Source organism: uncultured Aquimarina sp. (assembly GCF_947500065.1).
In the GTDB taxonomy this organism is placed as follows: Bacteria; Bacteroidota; Bacteroidia; order Flavobacteriales; family Flavobacteriaceae; genus Aquimarina.
On sequence record NZ_CANMQT010000002.1, the window covers coordinates 595,558 to 611,703 of the forward strand.

General features: G+C 32.7%; 16 protein-coding genes and 1 riboswitch. Of the genes, 2 read left to right on the forward strand and 14 right to left on the reverse strand.

From position 1 onward, the window contains the following. Positions 1 to 17: 17 nt before the first annotated feature. The 3 genes from thiC to Q0975_RS08085 form a co-directional block, all read right to left on the reverse strand. On the reverse strand, positions 18 to 1,877 hold the full coding sequence (thiC, locus tag Q0975_RS08075; protein WP_299435151.1) for a phosphomethylpyrimidine synthase ThiC: 1,860 nt from the start codon (positions 1,875 to 1,877) through the stop codon (positions 18 to 20). A 68-nt stretch (positions 1,878 to 1,945) separates the two neighbouring features. After that, positions 1,946 to 2,146, reverse strand: coding sequence for a sulfur carrier protein ThiS (thiS, locus tag Q0975_RS08080; RefSeq protein WP_299435153.1), 201 nt, complete (start codon positions 2,144 to 2,146; stop codon positions 1,946 to 1,948). Between the two features lie 78 nt (positions 2,147 to 2,224). Next, positions 2,225 to 2,320: riboswitch (TPP riboswitch) on the reverse strand. A gap of 62 nt (positions 2,321 to 2,382) precedes the next feature. After that, positions 2,383 to 4,566, reverse strand: a complete 2,184-nt coding sequence (locus tag Q0975_RS08085) for a TonB-dependent receptor (protein ID WP_299435155.1) — start codon at positions 4,564 to 4,566, stop codon at positions 2,383 to 2,385. Positions 4,567 to 4,890: 324 nt separating this feature from the next. Here Q0975_RS08085 and Q0975_RS08090 point away from each other — a divergent pair, with 324 nt between their 5' ends. Beyond that, positions 4,891 to 7,332 (forward strand): hybrid sensor histidine kinase/response regulator, encoded by a 2,442-nt coding sequence (locus tag Q0975_RS08090; RefSeq protein ID WP_299435156.1) that lies wholly within the window; start codon positions 4,891 to 4,893, stop codon positions 7,330 to 7,332. Here Q0975_RS08090 and Q0975_RS08095 read toward each other — a convergent pair. From Q0975_RS08095 to Q0975_RS08135, 9 genes are all read right to left on the reverse strand, one after another. Beyond that, complete coding sequence (locus Q0975_RS08095) at positions 7,329 to 8,681, reverse strand: sigma-54 dependent transcriptional regulator (protein ID WP_299435158.1); 1,353 nt, start codon at positions 8,679 to 8,681, stop codon at positions 7,329 to 7,331. The genes Q0975_RS08090 and Q0975_RS08095 overlap by 4 nt on opposite strands. Before the next feature lie 184 nt (positions 8,682 to 8,865). Beyond that, complete coding sequence (locus tag Q0975_RS08100; protein WP_299435159.1) at positions 8,866 to 9,180, reverse strand: hypothetical protein; 315 nt, start codon at positions 9,178 to 9,180, stop codon at positions 8,866 to 8,868. A 212-nt stretch (positions 9,181 to 9,392) separates the two neighbouring features. Continuing rightward, complete coding sequence (gene arfB / locus Q0975_RS08105) at positions 9,393 to 9,794, reverse strand: alternative ribosome rescue aminoacyl-tRNA hydrolase ArfB (RefSeq protein WP_299435160.1); 402 nt, start codon at positions 9,792 to 9,794, stop codon at positions 9,393 to 9,395. After that, positions 9,791 to 11,356, reverse strand: a complete 1,566-nt coding sequence (locus Q0975_RS08110; RefSeq protein WP_299435162.1) for a DUF4301 family protein — start codon at positions 11,354 to 11,356, stop codon at positions 9,791 to 9,793. Before Q0975_RS08110 ends, arfB begins: the two co-directional genes overlap by 4 nt. 1 nt (position 11,357) lies before the next feature. Continuing rightward, entirely contained in the window at positions 11,358 to 11,921 is a 564-nt protein-coding gene (locus Q0975_RS08115) for an ATP-binding protein (RefSeq protein ID WP_299435163.1), read from the reverse strand. After that, entirely contained in the window at positions 11,882 to 12,514 is a 633-nt protein-coding gene (pnuC, locus tag Q0975_RS08120; protein WP_299435165.1) for a nicotinamide riboside transporter PnuC, read from the reverse strand. Before pnuC ends, Q0975_RS08115 begins: the two co-directional genes overlap by 40 nt. After that, entirely contained in the window at positions 12,498 to 12,758 is a 261-nt protein-coding gene (locus tag Q0975_RS08125; protein WP_299435166.1) for a thiamine-binding protein, read from the reverse strand. The genes pnuC and Q0975_RS08125 overlap by 17 nt, the downstream gene beginning before the upstream one ends. A 100-nt stretch (positions 12,759 to 12,858) precedes the next feature. Further along, entirely contained in the window at positions 12,859 to 13,143 is a 285-nt protein-coding gene (locus tag Q0975_RS08130) for a GxxExxY protein (RefSeq protein ID WP_366888531.1), read from the reverse strand. Between the two features lie 124 nt (positions 13,144 to 13,267). Next, positions 13,268 to 13,900: a 4'-phosphopantetheinyl transferase superfamily protein gene (locus tag Q0975_RS08135; protein ID WP_299435168.1), complete on the reverse strand. Its 633-nt coding sequence runs from the start codon at positions 13,898 to 13,900 to the stop codon at positions 13,268 to 13,270. Positions 13,901 to 14,037: 137 nt separating this feature from the next. On the opposite strand from Q0975_RS08135, the gene ahcY reads away from it, so the two are divergent. Then, positions 14,038 to 15,354: an adenosylhomocysteinase gene (ahcY, locus tag Q0975_RS08140; RefSeq protein WP_299435169.1), complete on the forward strand. Its 1,317-nt coding sequence runs from the start codon at positions 14,038 to 14,040 to the stop codon at positions 15,352 to 15,354. Between the two features lie 94 nt (positions 15,355 to 15,448). Here the strand turns inward: ahcY and Q0975_RS08145 are convergent, their stop codons facing one another. Further along, entirely contained in the window at positions 15,449 to 15,736 is a 288-nt protein-coding gene (locus Q0975_RS08145; protein WP_299435170.1) for a hypothetical protein, read from the reverse strand. A 135-nt stretch (positions 15,737 to 15,871) separates the two neighbouring features. Beyond that, entirely contained in the window at positions 15,872 to 16,132 is a 261-nt protein-coding gene (gene rpmA / locus Q0975_RS08150; protein ID WP_299435171.1) for a 50S ribosomal protein L27, read from the reverse strand. Positions 16,133 to 16,146: the final 14 nt, after the last annotated feature.

Genomic DNA, 16,146 nt, shown 5'->3' on the forward strand with positions numbered 1-16,146 from the left:
TATCTAATGTTTAATTGCTAAAGATACACTTCACTTCCTTTTTCTTTAAACTCTTCCGCTTTTTCTTGCATACCTTCTTCTATAGCTTTTTGATCTTCGATTTCTTTCTTCGCTGCATAATCACGCACCTCTTGCGAAATCTTCATTGAACAAAATTTTGGGCCACACATACTACAAAAATGCGCTATTTTTGCCCCCTCAGCTGGTAACGTTTCATCATGATATTCTCTAGCTCTTTCAGGATCCAATGCCAAATTGAATTGATCTTGCCAACGAAATTCAAACCTGGCCTTACTCAATGCATCATCTCTATGTTGTGCTCCTGGATGTCCTTTTGCCAAATCCGCAGCATGTGCTGCCAATTTATAAGTAATTACACCAACGCGAACATCTTCTTTGTTTGGTAATCCCAAATGTTCTTTTGGCGTCACATAACACAGCATAGCAGTACCATACCAACCAATCATTGCAGCACCAATTCCTGAAGTAATATGATCATATCCTGGAGCAATATCTGTTGTTAAGGGTCCTAACGTATAAAAAGGAGCCTCTCCGCAAGCCTCTAATTGCTTGTCCATATTAGCCTTAATCATATGCATCGGTACATGACCTGGTCCCTCTATAAAAGTTTGCACATCATGTTTCCAAGCGATTTTCGTTAATTCACCCAAGGTTTCTAATTCTGCAAACTGTGCTTCATCATTAGCATCTGCAATACATCCTGGACGTAATCCGTCTCCTAAAGAAAATGCTACATCATAAGATTTCATAATCTCACAAATATCCTCGAAATGTGTATACAAGAAACTTTCTTTATGATGCGCTAAACACCATTTTGCCATAATGGATCCTCCTCTAGAAACAATTCCGGTAATTCTTTTTGCAGTCATAGGAACATACGCTAAGCGTACTCCTGCATGAATTGTGAAATAATCTACTCCTTGCTCTGCTTGTTCTATTAATGTATCTCTAAATATTTCCCATGTTAGATCTTCTGCTTTACCATTTACTTTTTCTAATGCTTGGTAAATAGGAACGGTCCCGATTGGTACTGGAGAATTACGGATAATCCACTCTCGGGTTTCATGAATATTCTTTCCCGTTGATAGATCCATAATATTATCTGCTCCCCAACGACAGGCCCAAACTGCTTTTTCTACTTCTTCTTCTATACTTGAAGTAGTTGCTGAATTACCAATATTGGCATTTATTTTCACTAAAAAATTACGCCCCAAAATCATGGGTTCAGCTTCAGGGTGATTAATATTAGATGGTATTACGGCTCTTCCTCTAGCTACTTCTTCTCTTACAAACTCTGCTGTAATTACTTCAGGTATACTAGCTCCAAAATCTTGACCTGGATGTTGCTTAGCTAATCGCTTTGCTTCTTGTATTTTTTGATTTTCTCGGATTGCAACATATTCCATTTCTGGAGTAATAATTCCTTGTTTCGCATAATACATTTGTGAAACATTTTTTCCTGATTTTGCTCTCTTTGGTTTACGCAAATGGTTAAATCGCAAATGATCTAGGGAAGTATCATTTAATCGTTGGTTACAATATTCTGAAGAAAAACTATCCAACTCCTCCACATCACCACGATCTAACACCCATTGTTCTCTAATAGGTTCTATACCATTATGAACATTTATTGTTTTAGCGGGATCGGTATAAGGCCCGCTCGTATCATAAACTGTTATAGGCTGATTCGGTATTTTCTTGCCCGTAAAACTATCCAGTGTATCATCCAATGCTATTTCTCTCATTGCCACATTAAGCTGTGGATGAATCGTTCCTGATACGTATATTTTTTTAGAACTAGGAAATGGTTTTGTTGTAATTGTATTTCCTTGTGGCGCAGTATCTTTTTTCTTCATAGATAGTAAATTTTGAAAGACTCTTTGTTATCTTGATTTTTATTTTGTGAATTTTAAATAATCATATTTTAACCTCCTTGTGTAGCTTGTATAATTGTAACAATATCATGTTCTCTAACGACCTTCTGATTCCAATTTTCTTTAGTAATAATTTCATTATTAATAGCTATTGCAATTCCGTTAGTAACAATACCTAATTGCTCCAATAGTTTTTCTATTGAACAATTTTCTGAAATAGAGTAAATTTGATTATTAACGTTTATGGTCATCTATTTAGATTTAAATCCATAAACTTTAGGTAAAGACCTATTTTGAGAAGAAACATCAAATTCTTATAACTTATATAAGAAATGATATTAACTTTTCCCTTCGTCAGTATTAACTGCATCAGGTTCAAAGGGTATTTCTCAGACTCCTTTTTGGAGACACCCCTAAAGTTTATGTTATAAAGGTAATGAAACTCATAAAAACTGCAGAAAATACTACAGTTTTTATGAGATATTTACTAAAATTTTAACGTCGCTCCAATTAAGAAGTTAATTCCTGCTTGTGGGTAAAAACCTGCTCCTTCAACTGTAGTTACTGTTCCTGGGTTTGTAAAATCATCATCAAAGGTGAAAAAATACCCATTCGACACATATTTCGTGTCAAAAATGTTATTTACCAAACCGGTTAGTACAATAGATTTAAAAACAGGAATATTTTTAATTTCATAAACTACATTCAAATCATTGATAAAGAAACTATCTAATTTAGATGTTTCACTATCTATATTCCCCATATATTGCTCTCCCACAAATTTAGAAAGAAATCCTAGTTGAAGATTTTTAACGGGTTGATAAATAAACATATTACCTGCTACAATATTCGGAGAATAGGAAATATTTGTATTTCCCAGATTTACTAAGCTACCATCTCTAGAAGTAACAAAATCTTTATTTTTATTAGTACTTATTGCTATATTAGGTTTTACTATAAATTTATCTGTGATTGTAATATCTGCATCAATTTCAACCCCAAGACGAAAGCTTTCTCCACTAGTAGCTCTTATGGGTGCTCCTACATCATCCAATGCTCCAGTAAGTACTAACTGATCCTTATACCACATATAGTATACATTAGCATTTACAATGGTTCTTTTTTTATTAAATCTCCAACCTAATTCTATATCATTTAATCTTTCTGCGGTATTAATGCCATTTTCAAAATCACTCCTTCTTGGCTCTCTATTAGCTCTTGCATATGATGCATACAATTGATGCGCGTTATTGATCTGATAGGTCGCTCCTAATTTTGGATTAAAAAAATCATAGCTCTCATCAACTTCTAAAGGAACACGGTCTGATGTTAATCCTGAAGTTTCATAACCTACAAAACGGCCTTGTAGATCTAGAAATGCATTCCATTTATCATTAACTCTATAGGTAGTTTTTCCAAAAATTGTGAATTCGTTTTTCTGTCCGTTACCAAAATAATAATTATCTCTAATCTCTGATCCTCCAGCATTTTGAGCCCAAATCACTTCTCCAAAATGATCTCCATCATAATGGCTATAAAATGCACCAAAATCTACATCTAGATTGTTGTTTTTGTAATTCGCAGAAGCATTTACCACGTAAAAATCATTATCCAACCATCTACGACGAATTAAGTCTGTAGTATTAATTGTCTCTCCACCCAAAACAATTGGAGTAAAATCATAATCCGCAAAATCTTCATCTTCTTTATACTGCTCAAAAAACCCTCTACCATAGGTATAGTTAAGTCCCAAGTTTGTAGACCAATTGTTGTTATACTTTTGGTTCCAATGCAATTGATAGTGATCCTGCTTATAATTATCTACTTCATTATCATAAAAACGAGTATCTCCATTCTCATCAGTATATTGACCTGCAGGATTAAAAGTACGATCACTATCTAAAGTTGCTTGATCAATCCCAAACCAAGATTGATACGTAATTTCATGTCCTCCAAAAGCTACTGCTTTAATCAATGTATTATCATCCACATAAGAACCTTGTAAAAAATAAGATTTAAGGTCAGACGAAGCTCTGTCGATATATCCATCTGATGCAATCGCAGATAAACGACCTGCAATCTCTATATGGTCGTTTAGCAATCCTGTACTAAATTTAAGATTATGTCTTCTTGTTCCAAAGGAACCAAATGAATTAGAAATTTCTCCATTTGCTGTTTCTGAAACAGCATCAGTCAATAAATTCAAACTTGCTCCGAAGGCTCCAGAACCATTGGTTGAAGTTCCAACTCCTCGCTGAAGCTGTAAATTCTCTATTGAAGATGCAAAATCCGGTAAATTTACCCAAAACGTTCCCTGACTCTCTGCATCATTAAATGGAATACCATTTAAAGTCACATTAACTCTAGAAGCATCACTTCCTCTTACACGAATGTAGGTATATCCAACTCCTGCTCCTGCATCGGTAGTAGTCACAACTCCTGGCAAATAATTTAATAAAATCGGAATGTCTTGCCCTAAATTACGAGTAGCTAATTCTTTTTTAGATAGATTGGAATGAGTAATTGGTGAATCTGCTTCTACACGAACAGATTTTACTAGAACTTCGTCCAGTTTTTCGATTCCATCAGTTATAGAATCTTTTTGCTTTTCTTGAGCAGATACGCTTATACTCAACAAAAAAATAGTAAAACAAAATAATACGTTTTTCATTCGTAAAAAATTATTACGAATAAAAGGGGTAATTACTCTAATGTTAAAAATTAAATTTATAAAATGTACTGACTATACACAATACTACTTACTATTCCCCTATAGTAACTAATACATCAAAATAGAGATATTAGCTTTCGGCTGTCCCTTGGCAGCATTACCTGCCCAGGTTCATCGGGTATGATCTCAGCTTCGCCCTAAAAATAATTTTCAGGTTTCGGCACCCCTTTGAGATTTTGCCCCAAAAATACTATGTTTAATTCATTTATCGTAACTTTATTCTGTTTAAAAACAATGCTTCAGTTTTTTTGAAGTTAGTATACTATGAAAAACACAAAACGTTCTATTACGTTAAAAATAATTGCCGGCTATACTTTGGCAATTGTTCTTGCGGTTATTGCCTTCTGGATTATCTATAGACAGTTTCGTAATTACTCTGAAATTACGAAAATCAAAAATGATAATAATGAAAAGTTAGTACTTGTCGGAGAAGCAATAACTGGACTATATGAGACGGAAAGTTTAACCAGGAATATAATTCAGACTTCAGATACCGAAAAATTTGAAGCATACAAAATAAAGATTGATTCTATCATCACAACCATTGACCAGGTGGGAGGAATGTCTTTCGATGAATTTCAATCTAATAAAATAGATAGCATCAAAATACTTATTGATAGTAAGAACAAAAATTTCGAGAAACTTATTGCTATATACGAACAGCGAAAACAAAAAGGTTTAAAAGAAAATGTAATTGATCAACTTAAGAAATCTAGTAAAGAATATGGTAATTATCTTGATCTAGATAAACGGATTAAAAATATTAAAAAACAGAATCCTGCTACAAAAAGACTTGTTAAAAAACTAATTGACTGGTCTAAAGAAGACAACCAAGAAAGACTTACCAATCAAACACTAGATTCCGTTGCCAATCATTTTTACAAAGTATTAATAGAGGTAGAAGAAAAAGACAGGAGATACGAGCGTCAGATTACAGCTCGAGAGAATAAGCTCTTAAAAAACGATCAAATTATCACCAAGCAACTTCGTGATTTAATGGCCGCAATAGAGGATAGTGAAAGAAAAGAATATGTAGCAAAACTAGAACGATCCAATAATATTCTTGACGGAACTGCTAGGTTCATCATTATTATCACTGCTATAAGCTTATTAATTGCAATCCTATTTCTCTTTCTAATTACTAAAGATGTATCCAAGAGTCAAAAGTACAGAAACGAATTAGAAGCGGAAAAAACGTACAAAGAATCCCTTTTAAAAACCAGAGAATCCCTAATTAATACTGTAACGCACGATCTACGTTCCCCTTTAAATACTGTAATCGGATATTCTGATTTGTTAGAAAAAACAGGCTTAAATAACAAGCAAAAACATTATTTGGGTCATCTTAAAAAATCATCCGATTATATTCTACATTTAGTAAACGACCTCCTCGATTTATCTAAACTTGAAGCGGGTAGAATGGTGATTGAAGAATTACCGTTTTCTCCTAAAAAACTAATCGAGAATACTATTACAAGTGTTATTCCTGTAAATGATAATAAGAATTTAGAAATCTTTACAAATTCAGACAAAGAGCTTAACAAGAGGTATTTAGGAGATCCTTTTAGAATTAAACAAGTACTCACTAATTTATTGAATAACGCTTACAAATTTACGGATCAAGGATCCATAACAATTGATAGTAAAATTACACAGAATGGTCTTGCCGAAAAGGAGCTTATCATTTCTGTAAAGGACACTGGTATTGGAATAACAAAAGAGCAACAGAAATATATTTTTGAAGAATTCTCTCAAGGAGATGATGATACTGAAAAAAAGTATGGTGGTTTTGGCCTAGGATTAGCTATTACTAAAAAAATAATCAAGCTTCTTGATGGTAAAATCAAGCTAGAAAGTGAACTTGAAAAAGGAAGTGATTTTAGTTTTTGTATTCCTATTAAGCTTGCCAAAACGCAAATTCCTGAGGAAGAAAATGAACCCGTAGAAATTCAACATTTCACCAATAAAAAAGCTCTTATTGTGGATGACGACCTTAGCCAATTAGATTTAACCAGTGAAGTTGTATCCTTGATCAGCTTATCATATGATATCTGCGAAAATGGTTTAGACGCTTTAGAGCTTTTAAAGAAAAACAATTATGATCTAATTCTTACGGACATACAAATGCCCAAAATGGATGGATTTGAACTTCTAAAGAACATTCAAAATAATCCAAGTTATTCAGACTTGCCAATTATTGCCTTATCAGGTAGAACAGATACCTCTGCATCAGAGTACGAAAAAGCTGGTTTTTCAGGAAGTCTCCGAAAACCGTATGCTCCACAGGCTTTGATTGATTTGATCGCAAGTATTTTAAAAATCGATGCTGTCGATCTTGATCAAGAAAACGCTATATCTGATCACGATAAAGAAGCTAACTACTCTTTAAGTGACCTGATGCTTTTTGCTCAAGGAGACACAGAATCGCTTTATGCTATTTTAGAAACTTTTTGTAATAGTACAGTTGATCATATAGCGGAGCTAAAATCCGCCATTAATAATCAAGATTTCGAACAGATTAAAAGGCTTGCTCATAAAATGCTGCCGATGTTTAAGCAAATAAAAGCAAAAGAGATTGTACCAATTTTGGATACCTTAGAACATCAGGATAATTACGAACTGAACTCTAAAGAAATCCTTGCACTTACAGAAGAAGGAGTGTATAAAATAGAAGATTTAATAGATAAGCTAAAAGTTAAAAACTAAAGACTTATGTCATATTGTTTTAACTTATTATAAAGTGTCTTTCGATCTATATCTAGCATCCGCGCCGCCTTTGCCTTATTACCGTTTGCTTTCTCTAAAGCATCCAAAATTAATTCTTGTTCGTTTTGATTCTTAAATAAACCATAAGTTTGTTTAGCATTATGAGAAGCATAGGCAACATCATTAGGCAACACATCCATAGTAATCATATCATTCTGGGAAAGCAATACCGATCTTTTTACAATATTTTTTAACTCTCTTAGATTTCCTGGCCAATCGTATTTCTTAAATGTATCTAATACTTCATCAGCAAAACCAACCACATGCTTATCCAACTCCTCATTAGATTCTTCTAAAAAATAATTTGCAAACAACATCAAATCTTCAATTCTATCCTTTAGTGGTGGTACTTTTATTGAAAACTCATTTAGCCTATGGTATAAATCCTCTCTAAACTCTCCTTCTTTTACTGCATTACTGAGATCTTCGTTTGTAGCTGCAATAACACGGATATCAACTTCTATTTCTTTATTACTACCTACGGGTTTAATTTTTCTTTCTTGCAATGCTCTCAGTAGTTGAACTTGCAATTCATAACTAAGATTACCTATTTCATCCAAAAACAACGTTCCACCATTAGCAGCTTCAAAATGACCTACTTTATCGTTTACTGCTCCAGTAAAAGATCCTTTAATATGACCAAAAAACTCACTTGATGCAATTTCTTTAGGAATCGCTCCGCAATCAACCGGAACAAAAGGTTTATCTGCTCTTTTGCTAGTCTTATGGATACTACTAGCCACATACTCTTTTCCCGTACCGCTATCACCAATAACAAGCACGGACATTCTAGTCGGAGCCACTAAAGCAACATATTCATTCAATTTTTTAGAAGCATCGCTTATGCCCTTTACAAAAGAATTGTTTGAAGGAGTAATCTCTTCATCTTTCCTAGCTACTTTCTTCTGATTTGGTTCAGGTTCATCAACATGAACTTTTAACGCTTTTTCGATAATCTGAAGTATCCTATCAGGATTAAATGGTTTAGAAACATAGTCAAAAGCACCTTGTTTGATAGCGCTAACGGCCATATTTATCTCTGCATAACCCGTCATAATTACTACTTGGGTCTTAGGATTTTTGACTCTAATATCTTCTAACAAAGTGATACCATCTCTATCTGGTAATCTTACATCTGTAAGTACAATATCAAATATATTCTCTTGGATCTGTAAAACGGCTTCATTACCAGAAAACGAAGTAGACACCTCATATCCTTTTTTTTGCAAAAAAGTCTTAAGCATCGTGCAGAAAGCTACATCATCTTCAACTATTAGTAATTTGGACATATTGATATCATTTAATTCTAAATGTATTCTATAAAATTAAACATTAAAAACATTTAATTATTCTCTAACATCAAAGAAACGTAAAAAATAAAAAAGAGACCCTTGGGATTGGGTCTCTTTTTAGCACTAAACAACTTTATATCGTCTTTTGGTTGCAAAACGATATCCTTTTCTACCCCTAGATTTAAGATTTGTCGTCTGGCTTTATCCATTCGCCATTAGCGCTTGCAAATACAACTTTTGTATAGTTATCTTTACCTTTAAGAATAATTTTATAAGTATTATCCTTTGAAATATATGCTTTGTATATACGTAAGTTTTCAAAATCTCTTGCTGCCGCATCTTGAATACTCATCGGCAATTCTACAATTTCAATCTGAGTATATTCCTGTAGTTCATATTCATAATCCATAAACTCCCATCCATCATTTTCAGCCAGCTCATCTTGTGCAATCACTCCTTGTGCTGATATAATACTAACTACTATAGCGATGATCATTTGTAAATTTTTCATTTGATTATAATTGTAAAAACTATTTTACGATTATATATAGAGGAATAATTGTTCCAAAAAACAAAACTGTCTAAAAAAAAATTAAACACTTGATTTTAAGCGTTTTAAATACAGTCCCAAGGATTCAAAAACTGTAGAAAGCTGTAGAATCCACACAAAAGTGTAGAAATTTTACACACTTATGTTTACAGAAATGGTTACTCTAGAGGTTTTTTGCGATTGGATTTTTTTAATGCCTGTCTTTTTTTACTATCTAATCGTTTTCTAATAGAAGATTTAGAGGGTTTAGACGCTTTTCTTGGCTTAGGAATATACAGGCTTGCTTTTAAGATATCCAAAAACCTACTAATTACAAACTCTTTATTTTTGTGTTGACTTCTTGTATCACCGCATTGTAAAATGAGTTCTCCTGATTTAGTAATTCGTGACTTCAACTTATTGCTAATTCGTAACCTTTCTTCATCAGTAATTCCTTGAGAATCGGTTAGATTAAAACTAAGTTCCACTTTAGATGATACTTTATTTACATGCTGTCCTCCAGCGCCTGAACTTCGAATCGCTTTGAATTTTAATTCACTTATAATAACAGAAATATTCATGAAAAAAGTCTTACTTGATGCGCGGACTTTAATAAATCATTGACTGTTTTTACTGGATTAAATGTGGTCAACGGAACTTCTACAAAAACACTAATCCAATTTGCCATTGCCCCATTCCACAATCCTGGTAACTCTAAAGCTTTAAGCACTTGACCATTAAGAGACTTTGTTGTTATAAAACCTGCATCAGGATCAACAAAATCAAGTAAATTAAATTTATTCCCTTTGTAATCACGAACACCGCAAACGAGATCTACAGGGTTAAAATGAGTGGCACTTTTCAAAATATCTCGTTGTCTATTATCCTTTATATTTATCTGTGGTGTTTCTATTATCTGTAAAATCAATCTTCCATTTTCTCTTTTTATCCAAAAAGGACCTCCTCCAGGTTCTCCTTCATTGATTACCATACCACACACTCTAATAGGCCTGTTTAATGATTCTTTTAAAAATTGAAGTTTATACTTTTCTGAAAACTTATCAAAATCCAAAGGCAATCTCACATTAAGCTGTTCTACCAAAAACTTCTTAATATCCTTTAATTCTGCTTCCGTTGGAACCTTTTTATCAATAGCGTTTAAAACCCTAAACGCTTCATCCTGAATCTCAATTAATTTACCTGCCAATATCTTTTTATATCCAGATACCTCATCCTGATATTTACGCACTACTACATTATCAATATTTTTAATATATATAATGTCTGAATCTAGATCATTTAAATTTTGAATTAACGCACCATGTCCACCTGGTCTAAATAATAGTGATCCATCTTCTGTTCTAAATGGATCATTATTTTTATCCACAGCTATAGTATCTGTTTCTGGTTTCTGAAAAGAATATGTAATTATGAAATTAGTATTTGTTTCTGCTTCTACTTTTTTCTTTATTCTTTCAAATTCATCTTTAAATGCATCCAAATGCTCTTTAGAAATAGTAAAATGTAGTTTGGAATCACCTTTGACATTTTTATTATACCCAGCCGCCTCAAACAAATGTTCTTCAAAAGAAGTCGATATACTATTGGTATACTTATGAAAAGGTAATAATCCTTTTGGGTATGCTCCAAAATTCAATCCCTTTTCTTTCAGCATCATTTCTACAAAAATATGAAGTTGCCTTCCTTCTGACAAAGATTCGAAATTAGGATATGAGCTTTTAACTTTTTGCATTACAATATCATAAAAAGGAAATTTTTCTAGCCCGATCAAAAAGAGCCTTATTGCATTTGCCTTTTCGTGATTCGTATATGAATTCAAACTTTCTTTTTGATATTCATAATTATCCAAAAATTTAAATAATTCTTTGAACATCCTAGTAGCGGCTCCAGAAGCTGGAACAAACTTAGTGGTATCTAGATCCGAAGATCTCGATTCATACAGCTTTGTTAACTCGGTTTGATAATGCTCAGAAAATCTTAAAATTCCATTATCCAAAGTAGCTGGACTTCTTAAAGCCACAAAAGGAATTTCATTTTTAAATGTTTCTATCTGAGATAATATTTTCTCAACAGTTAATCCTTTTGATGTAATCAGTTTAATATCTTTATCCGTAATATTCACTTTACTCCTGTATTAGTTGGTCAATGATATTTTTAGCTTTTTTAAAACGAGATTCTGAATCTCCTTTTAGGGTAATATAATTACAATTATATTTTTCCAGAGATTCTTTAAAACGCAAAAACATTTCTTCTCTCTGATGTGGTTTATCTCTTAGGTCATCAGGAACCCAAGGTGTGTCAATATAAGTCAAAAGATACAAATCATAGGTGTTTTCTAATGAAAATTTACGTATCACTTCCGGTACCGATCCATTATAATATGCTTCAGAATACACTTCTATTTCAAGAAGATTAGTGTCGCAAAATAGTATTTTATCTGATTTTTTAGCAAATTCGTTTTCTAACTTCATTTGTCCTTCAGCGATTGGGATCAAATCTTCATAAGTACAAACTTCTTTGGTAACATCCCACTTTGACTGAAGGTATTCCCGCATATATTCTGGTACCCAAGAGCCTTCATAGTGTTCTGCCAATTGCTTAGACAATGTTGTTTTACCTGTTGATTCCGGACCAAACAATACTATTTTTATGCAATTACTAGGGGTTTGTTTAAGCTTTTCTTCCATGCTAAATATCCAAAAATTGCCATAATTGTAAAGATTAAATACTGAAAACTGGTAAATGTAAATCCTTTATAAAAGTACAAGGGAATTGAAATAATATCACCTATTATCCAAAAAATCCAATTTTCAATTTTCCTTCTCGCCATCAACCACATACCAACAAAAAATACTGCAGTGGTGAACGTATCTACATAAGCAGTCCAATCATTCCATTTATCAAAAGTTTTATAAACGATATAAACAAAAATTAATGTTCCTACAAAAATCATTAATTCAATTATCTTTTCTTTAGAATTTGTTCTAGAAATAGGAGTTGTATGCGTTTCATCAACTTTTCTAGTCCAAACATACCAACCATAGATACTCATTATAAAATAATACGCATTGATCATCATATCCCCTAACAAGGACCATTTTAAAAGTAAATACACATAAATCGATGTGCTTACTATACCAGTGGGATACACCCATATTTTATTAAACCAGGCAAAAAAAACGCTTGTTATTCCAAACAATACAGCAATAATTTCTAAAGAAATATCAAGTGTAGAATATTCTGCATACTGTCCAAACAAAAAATCAAAAATTTGGCTCATAATCACTTCTATTGCTTTTTACCATTTTCATGTACACTAAGACATGCTCCATATCTCCGAAAGCTTGCTTAATTTCTTCTGTCAGAAACGGCATCACCTTATCATACTCTCCATATACCTGAGTACTTAATGGATTTTCTAAAATCTCAAACTCTGAAGCACGTAACCTTTTAATAAATCTAATTATGTGCTCTTCGAAATCACTTTGTAAAGGTGTAAGTGTTAATTCTACTGATATTTGCATATTTATTTATTTGCCACGAATACACGAATGTTTTTTATAACTTTATTATTGTTTGCATAATTAGTTCTTATATAACATCCAAAAACTAAGTTTCAGATTGTCATAAAACAATCCTTTGATAATCTAATCTTTCAGATTCGAAATTAGCAAGAATCGCTAATTTATTTCCTGAAACTTTTAAATAATTTAGACATTGCGCTATATGAGCTTCATGTGTGTATTTCACAGATTTAATTTCCAGAATAATTTTGTCATAAACCACAAAATCAGCATAAAAATGATGTTTCAAAACAATATCTTTATAGTTAACATCATATCTCTTTTCTCTTTCAAAGGGAATGCCTCTTGCATTAAATTCGTACTCTAATGCATCTCCATAAACAATTTCTAAAAATCTCCTCCCAAATTGTTATGAACCTCAAACAAAGCACCTAACACCTCATAGCTTTCTTTTTTGTGTATTATAATCCCCATAAAATATTCGTGCATTCGTGGCTTAAAAATTATCACTATTCATACGGTAAAGCATATACACAGGTAAAGCCATCAAACTCTGTAAATGTAATATCATAATGACTAATCTTATCCTTATGATGAATACTTCCCGCTGTAAATGGCATATTAAGATCAAAAGGCATAATATGAATATTTTGTTCAAAACTTAATCCTGCTGTTCCATATAATTTATACAAAGACTCTTTTGCTCCCCAAATGATGGTCAATACACGTGTTTTTTCTTCTTTTTGTTGATCGACAAATTCTTGCTCTGACTCCACAAACTTATGAGCGATTCTATGAATTTTTTCACGTTGTTTTTCGATATCAATCCCCACCAATTTATCACTAATAATGACTCCTGCATATTCATAAGAATGTGTTATAGAAATTTGTTTTCCATCTTTTAGGTGAGGTTTCCCAAAATCATCATAATATAAATCATGGTCTGTATATCCAAAAATTGCCAATAAATGTCTAATACTCATAAAACCGCGTTTATGCATATCAGACTTCATATTATCTACCCTTTTCTGACAATGATCAGTTAACTTGATTCCTTCAGACAGAAGTTCAAAAGATTCTTCTATCTTCCAAATCAATATATTAGTACTATCATCTACTGTTATAGTTTTGTAAAGAGGCATGTGAATTATTAAAGTTATTATGTACCTTTGCAAACCGAAAATCAAGAACCAGTGTCTTGATTTTCAGGAGACGAATTTAGAATAATTTAGTGCGAAATACTAAAAATATTGCACTTCATAAACATAAAATAGATACTATGAGTACCAAAACAATGCCTTATGTTCCTTACAAGGTTAAAGACATTTCATTAGCTGCCTGGGGAAGAAAAGAAATCGAACTAGCAGAAGCTGAAATGCCAGGTCTAATGTCACTTAGAGAAGAGTATAAAGATGAACAACCACTGCAAGGTACGCGTATTGCTGGTTGTCTTCATATGACTATCCAGACGGCAGTGTTAATAGAAACTTTACAAGCCCTTGGAGCAGAAGTTACTTGGAGTTCTTGTAACATTTTTTCTACACAAGATCAAGCAGCTGCAGCTATTGCCGACGCAGGAACAGCTGTTTACGCTTGGAAAGATATGACAGAAGAAGAATTTGACTGGTGTATAGAACAAACATTATTTTTTGGTGAAGACAGAAAGCCATTAAATATGATTCTTGATGATGGTGGAGATTTAACAAATATGGTTTTAGATCGTTATCCAGAATTATCTGCTGGGATCAAAGGATTGTCAGAAGAAACAACTACAGGTGTTCACCGTTTATATGAGCGTGTAAAAAATGGAACTTTAACTATGCCTGCTATCAATGTTAATGATTCTGTTACTAAATCTAAATTTGATAACAAATACGGATGTAAAGAAAGTGCAGTGGATGCTATTCGTCGTGCAACAGATCTTATGCTAGCTGGAAAACGTGTAACCGTTTGTGGTTATGGTGATGTTGGTAAAGGTACTGCTGCTTCTTTTAAAGGTGCAGGAAGTATCGTTACTGTAACAGAAATTGATCCTATTTGTGCTTTACAAGCAGCTATGGATGGTTTTGAAGTAAAAAAACTAGAAACTGTTATTGGAAATAGTGATATCGTTATTACTACAACCGGAAACAAAGATATTGTTCAAGGACATCATTTTGAAGCTTTAAAAGACAAAGCCATTGTATGTAATATTGGACATTTTGACAATGAAATCGATATGGCCTGGTTAAATAAAAAATACGGTCATACTAAAGATACTATCAAACCTCAAGTAGACAAATACAATGTAAACGGAAATGATGTAATCATTCTTGCTGAAGGTCGTTTAGTAAATTTAGGTTGTGCAACAGGTCACCCAAGTTTTGTAATGAGTAATTCATTTACAAATCAAACTTTAGCACAAATTGAGCTTTGGAAAAACAGTGAAAAATATGATAATGATGTTTATATGCTACCAAAACATCTAGATGAAAAAGTAGCAAAATTACATCTAGCCAAGATTGGTGTTGAACTTACTGAATTACGTACTGATCAAGCTGAATATATTGGCGTAACTGTAGAAGGTCCATTTAAGCCAGAACATTACAGATACTAAATTAAACTGTCGGCGTTTCTAGATATTCAGATCGCTGTGCTTTTAGAAAATAGATATAGCCCTTACCTTTTTTTGGTAAGGGCTATTTTTTTACCTATTTATTTTTTCTAAATATATAACTCATCCATACAGGATCATTTTCTTCAGATACTACAGATTGACGATCTACGAACTCCCAATTGGCAGCGTTCATATAATTTAATAAATCCGAAGTTCCCTTTAGATCCTCCAGCTGCTTAATCGTTATCTGTTTTCCTTCTAATGATTTTTGCTCCTGAACTTTTATTCTTTTTACTCTCCCGCTGTTATTTGCTTTCTGTATTACGATAACTTCTAGATAATCATACTTAGGGATATCCTGAGAGATTACAGCTGTTGTCATCAACAAAAAGGTTAAACAACATGAAATTTTTATAATTTTACTCATGAAAAAATAATTTTATTTGTTTAATTTAAACAAAAAACCCTTTCCAAGCTAACTTGAAAAGGGTTAATCTTTATTACAAAGGAAATATCCTTATGCTTCAAAAGGAACTATTGAAACATACGATTTATTATCTTTTTTCTTAGTAAATTTAACTAAGCCGTCAATTTTAGCGTGTAATGTATGGTCTTTACCAGCGTATACATTTTCACCCGGCTTGTGTGCTGTACCTCTTTGTCTTACAATGATGTTACCAGCGATGGCAGCTTGTCCACCAAAAATCTTAACACCTAAACGTTTCGATTCTGATTCTCTACCATTCTTAGAACTACCAACTCCTTTTTTATGAGCCATTTTCTTAAGGTTTT

Excerpts from the sequence above, each read along its gene's own strand:
- thiC (WP_299435151.1), bottom strand. The coding sequence starts at position 1,877 with ATGAAGAAAAAAGATACTGCGCCACAAGGAAATACAATTACAACAAAA.
- thiS (WP_299435153.1), bottom strand. The coding sequence starts at position 2,146 with ATGACCATAAACGTTAATAATCAAATTTACTCTATTTCAGAAAATTGT.
- Q0975_RS08085 (WP_299435155.1), bottom strand. The coding sequence starts at position 4,566 with ATGAAAAACGTATTATTTTGTTTTACTATTTTTTTGTTGAGTATAAGC.
- Q0975_RS08090 (WP_299435156.1), top strand. The coding sequence starts at position 4,891 with ATGAAAAACACAAAACGTTCTATTACGTTAAAAATAATTGCCGGCTAT.
- Q0975_RS08095 (WP_299435158.1), bottom strand. The coding sequence starts at position 8,681 with ATGTCCAAATTACTAATAGTTGAAGATGATGTAGCTTTCTGCACGATG.
- Q0975_RS08100 (WP_299435159.1), bottom strand. The coding sequence starts at position 9,180 with ATGATCATCGCTATAGTAGTTAGTATTATATCAGCACAAGGAGTGATT.
- arfB (WP_299435160.1), bottom strand. The coding sequence starts at position 9,794 with ATGAATATTTCTGTTATTATAAGTGAATTAAAATTCAAAGCGATTCGA.
- Q0975_RS08115 (WP_299435163.1), bottom strand. The coding sequence starts at position 11,921 with ATGGAAGAAAAGCTTAAACAAACCCCTAGTAATTGCATAAAAATAGTA.
- pnuC (WP_299435165.1), bottom strand. The coding sequence starts at position 12,514 with ATGAGCCAAATTTTTGATTTTTTGTTTGGACAGTATGCAGAATATTCT.
- Q0975_RS08125 (WP_299435166.1), bottom strand. The coding sequence starts at position 12,758 with ATGCAAATATCAGTAGAATTAACACTTACACCTTTACAAAGTGATTTC.
- Q0975_RS08135 (WP_299435168.1), bottom strand. The coding sequence starts at position 13,900 with ATGCCTCTTTACAAAACTATAACAGTAGATGATAGTACTAATATATTG.
- ahcY (WP_299435169.1), top strand. The coding sequence starts at position 14,038 with ATGAGTACCAAAACAATGCCTTATGTTCCTTACAAGGTTAAAGACATT.
- Q0975_RS08145 (WP_299435170.1), bottom strand. The coding sequence starts at position 15,736 with ATGACAACAGCTGTAATCTCTCAGGATATCCCTAAGTATGATTATCTA.
- rpmA (WP_299435171.1), bottom strand. The coding sequence starts at position 16,132 with ATGGCTCATAAAAAAGGAGTTGGTAGTTCTAAGAATGGTAGAGAATCA.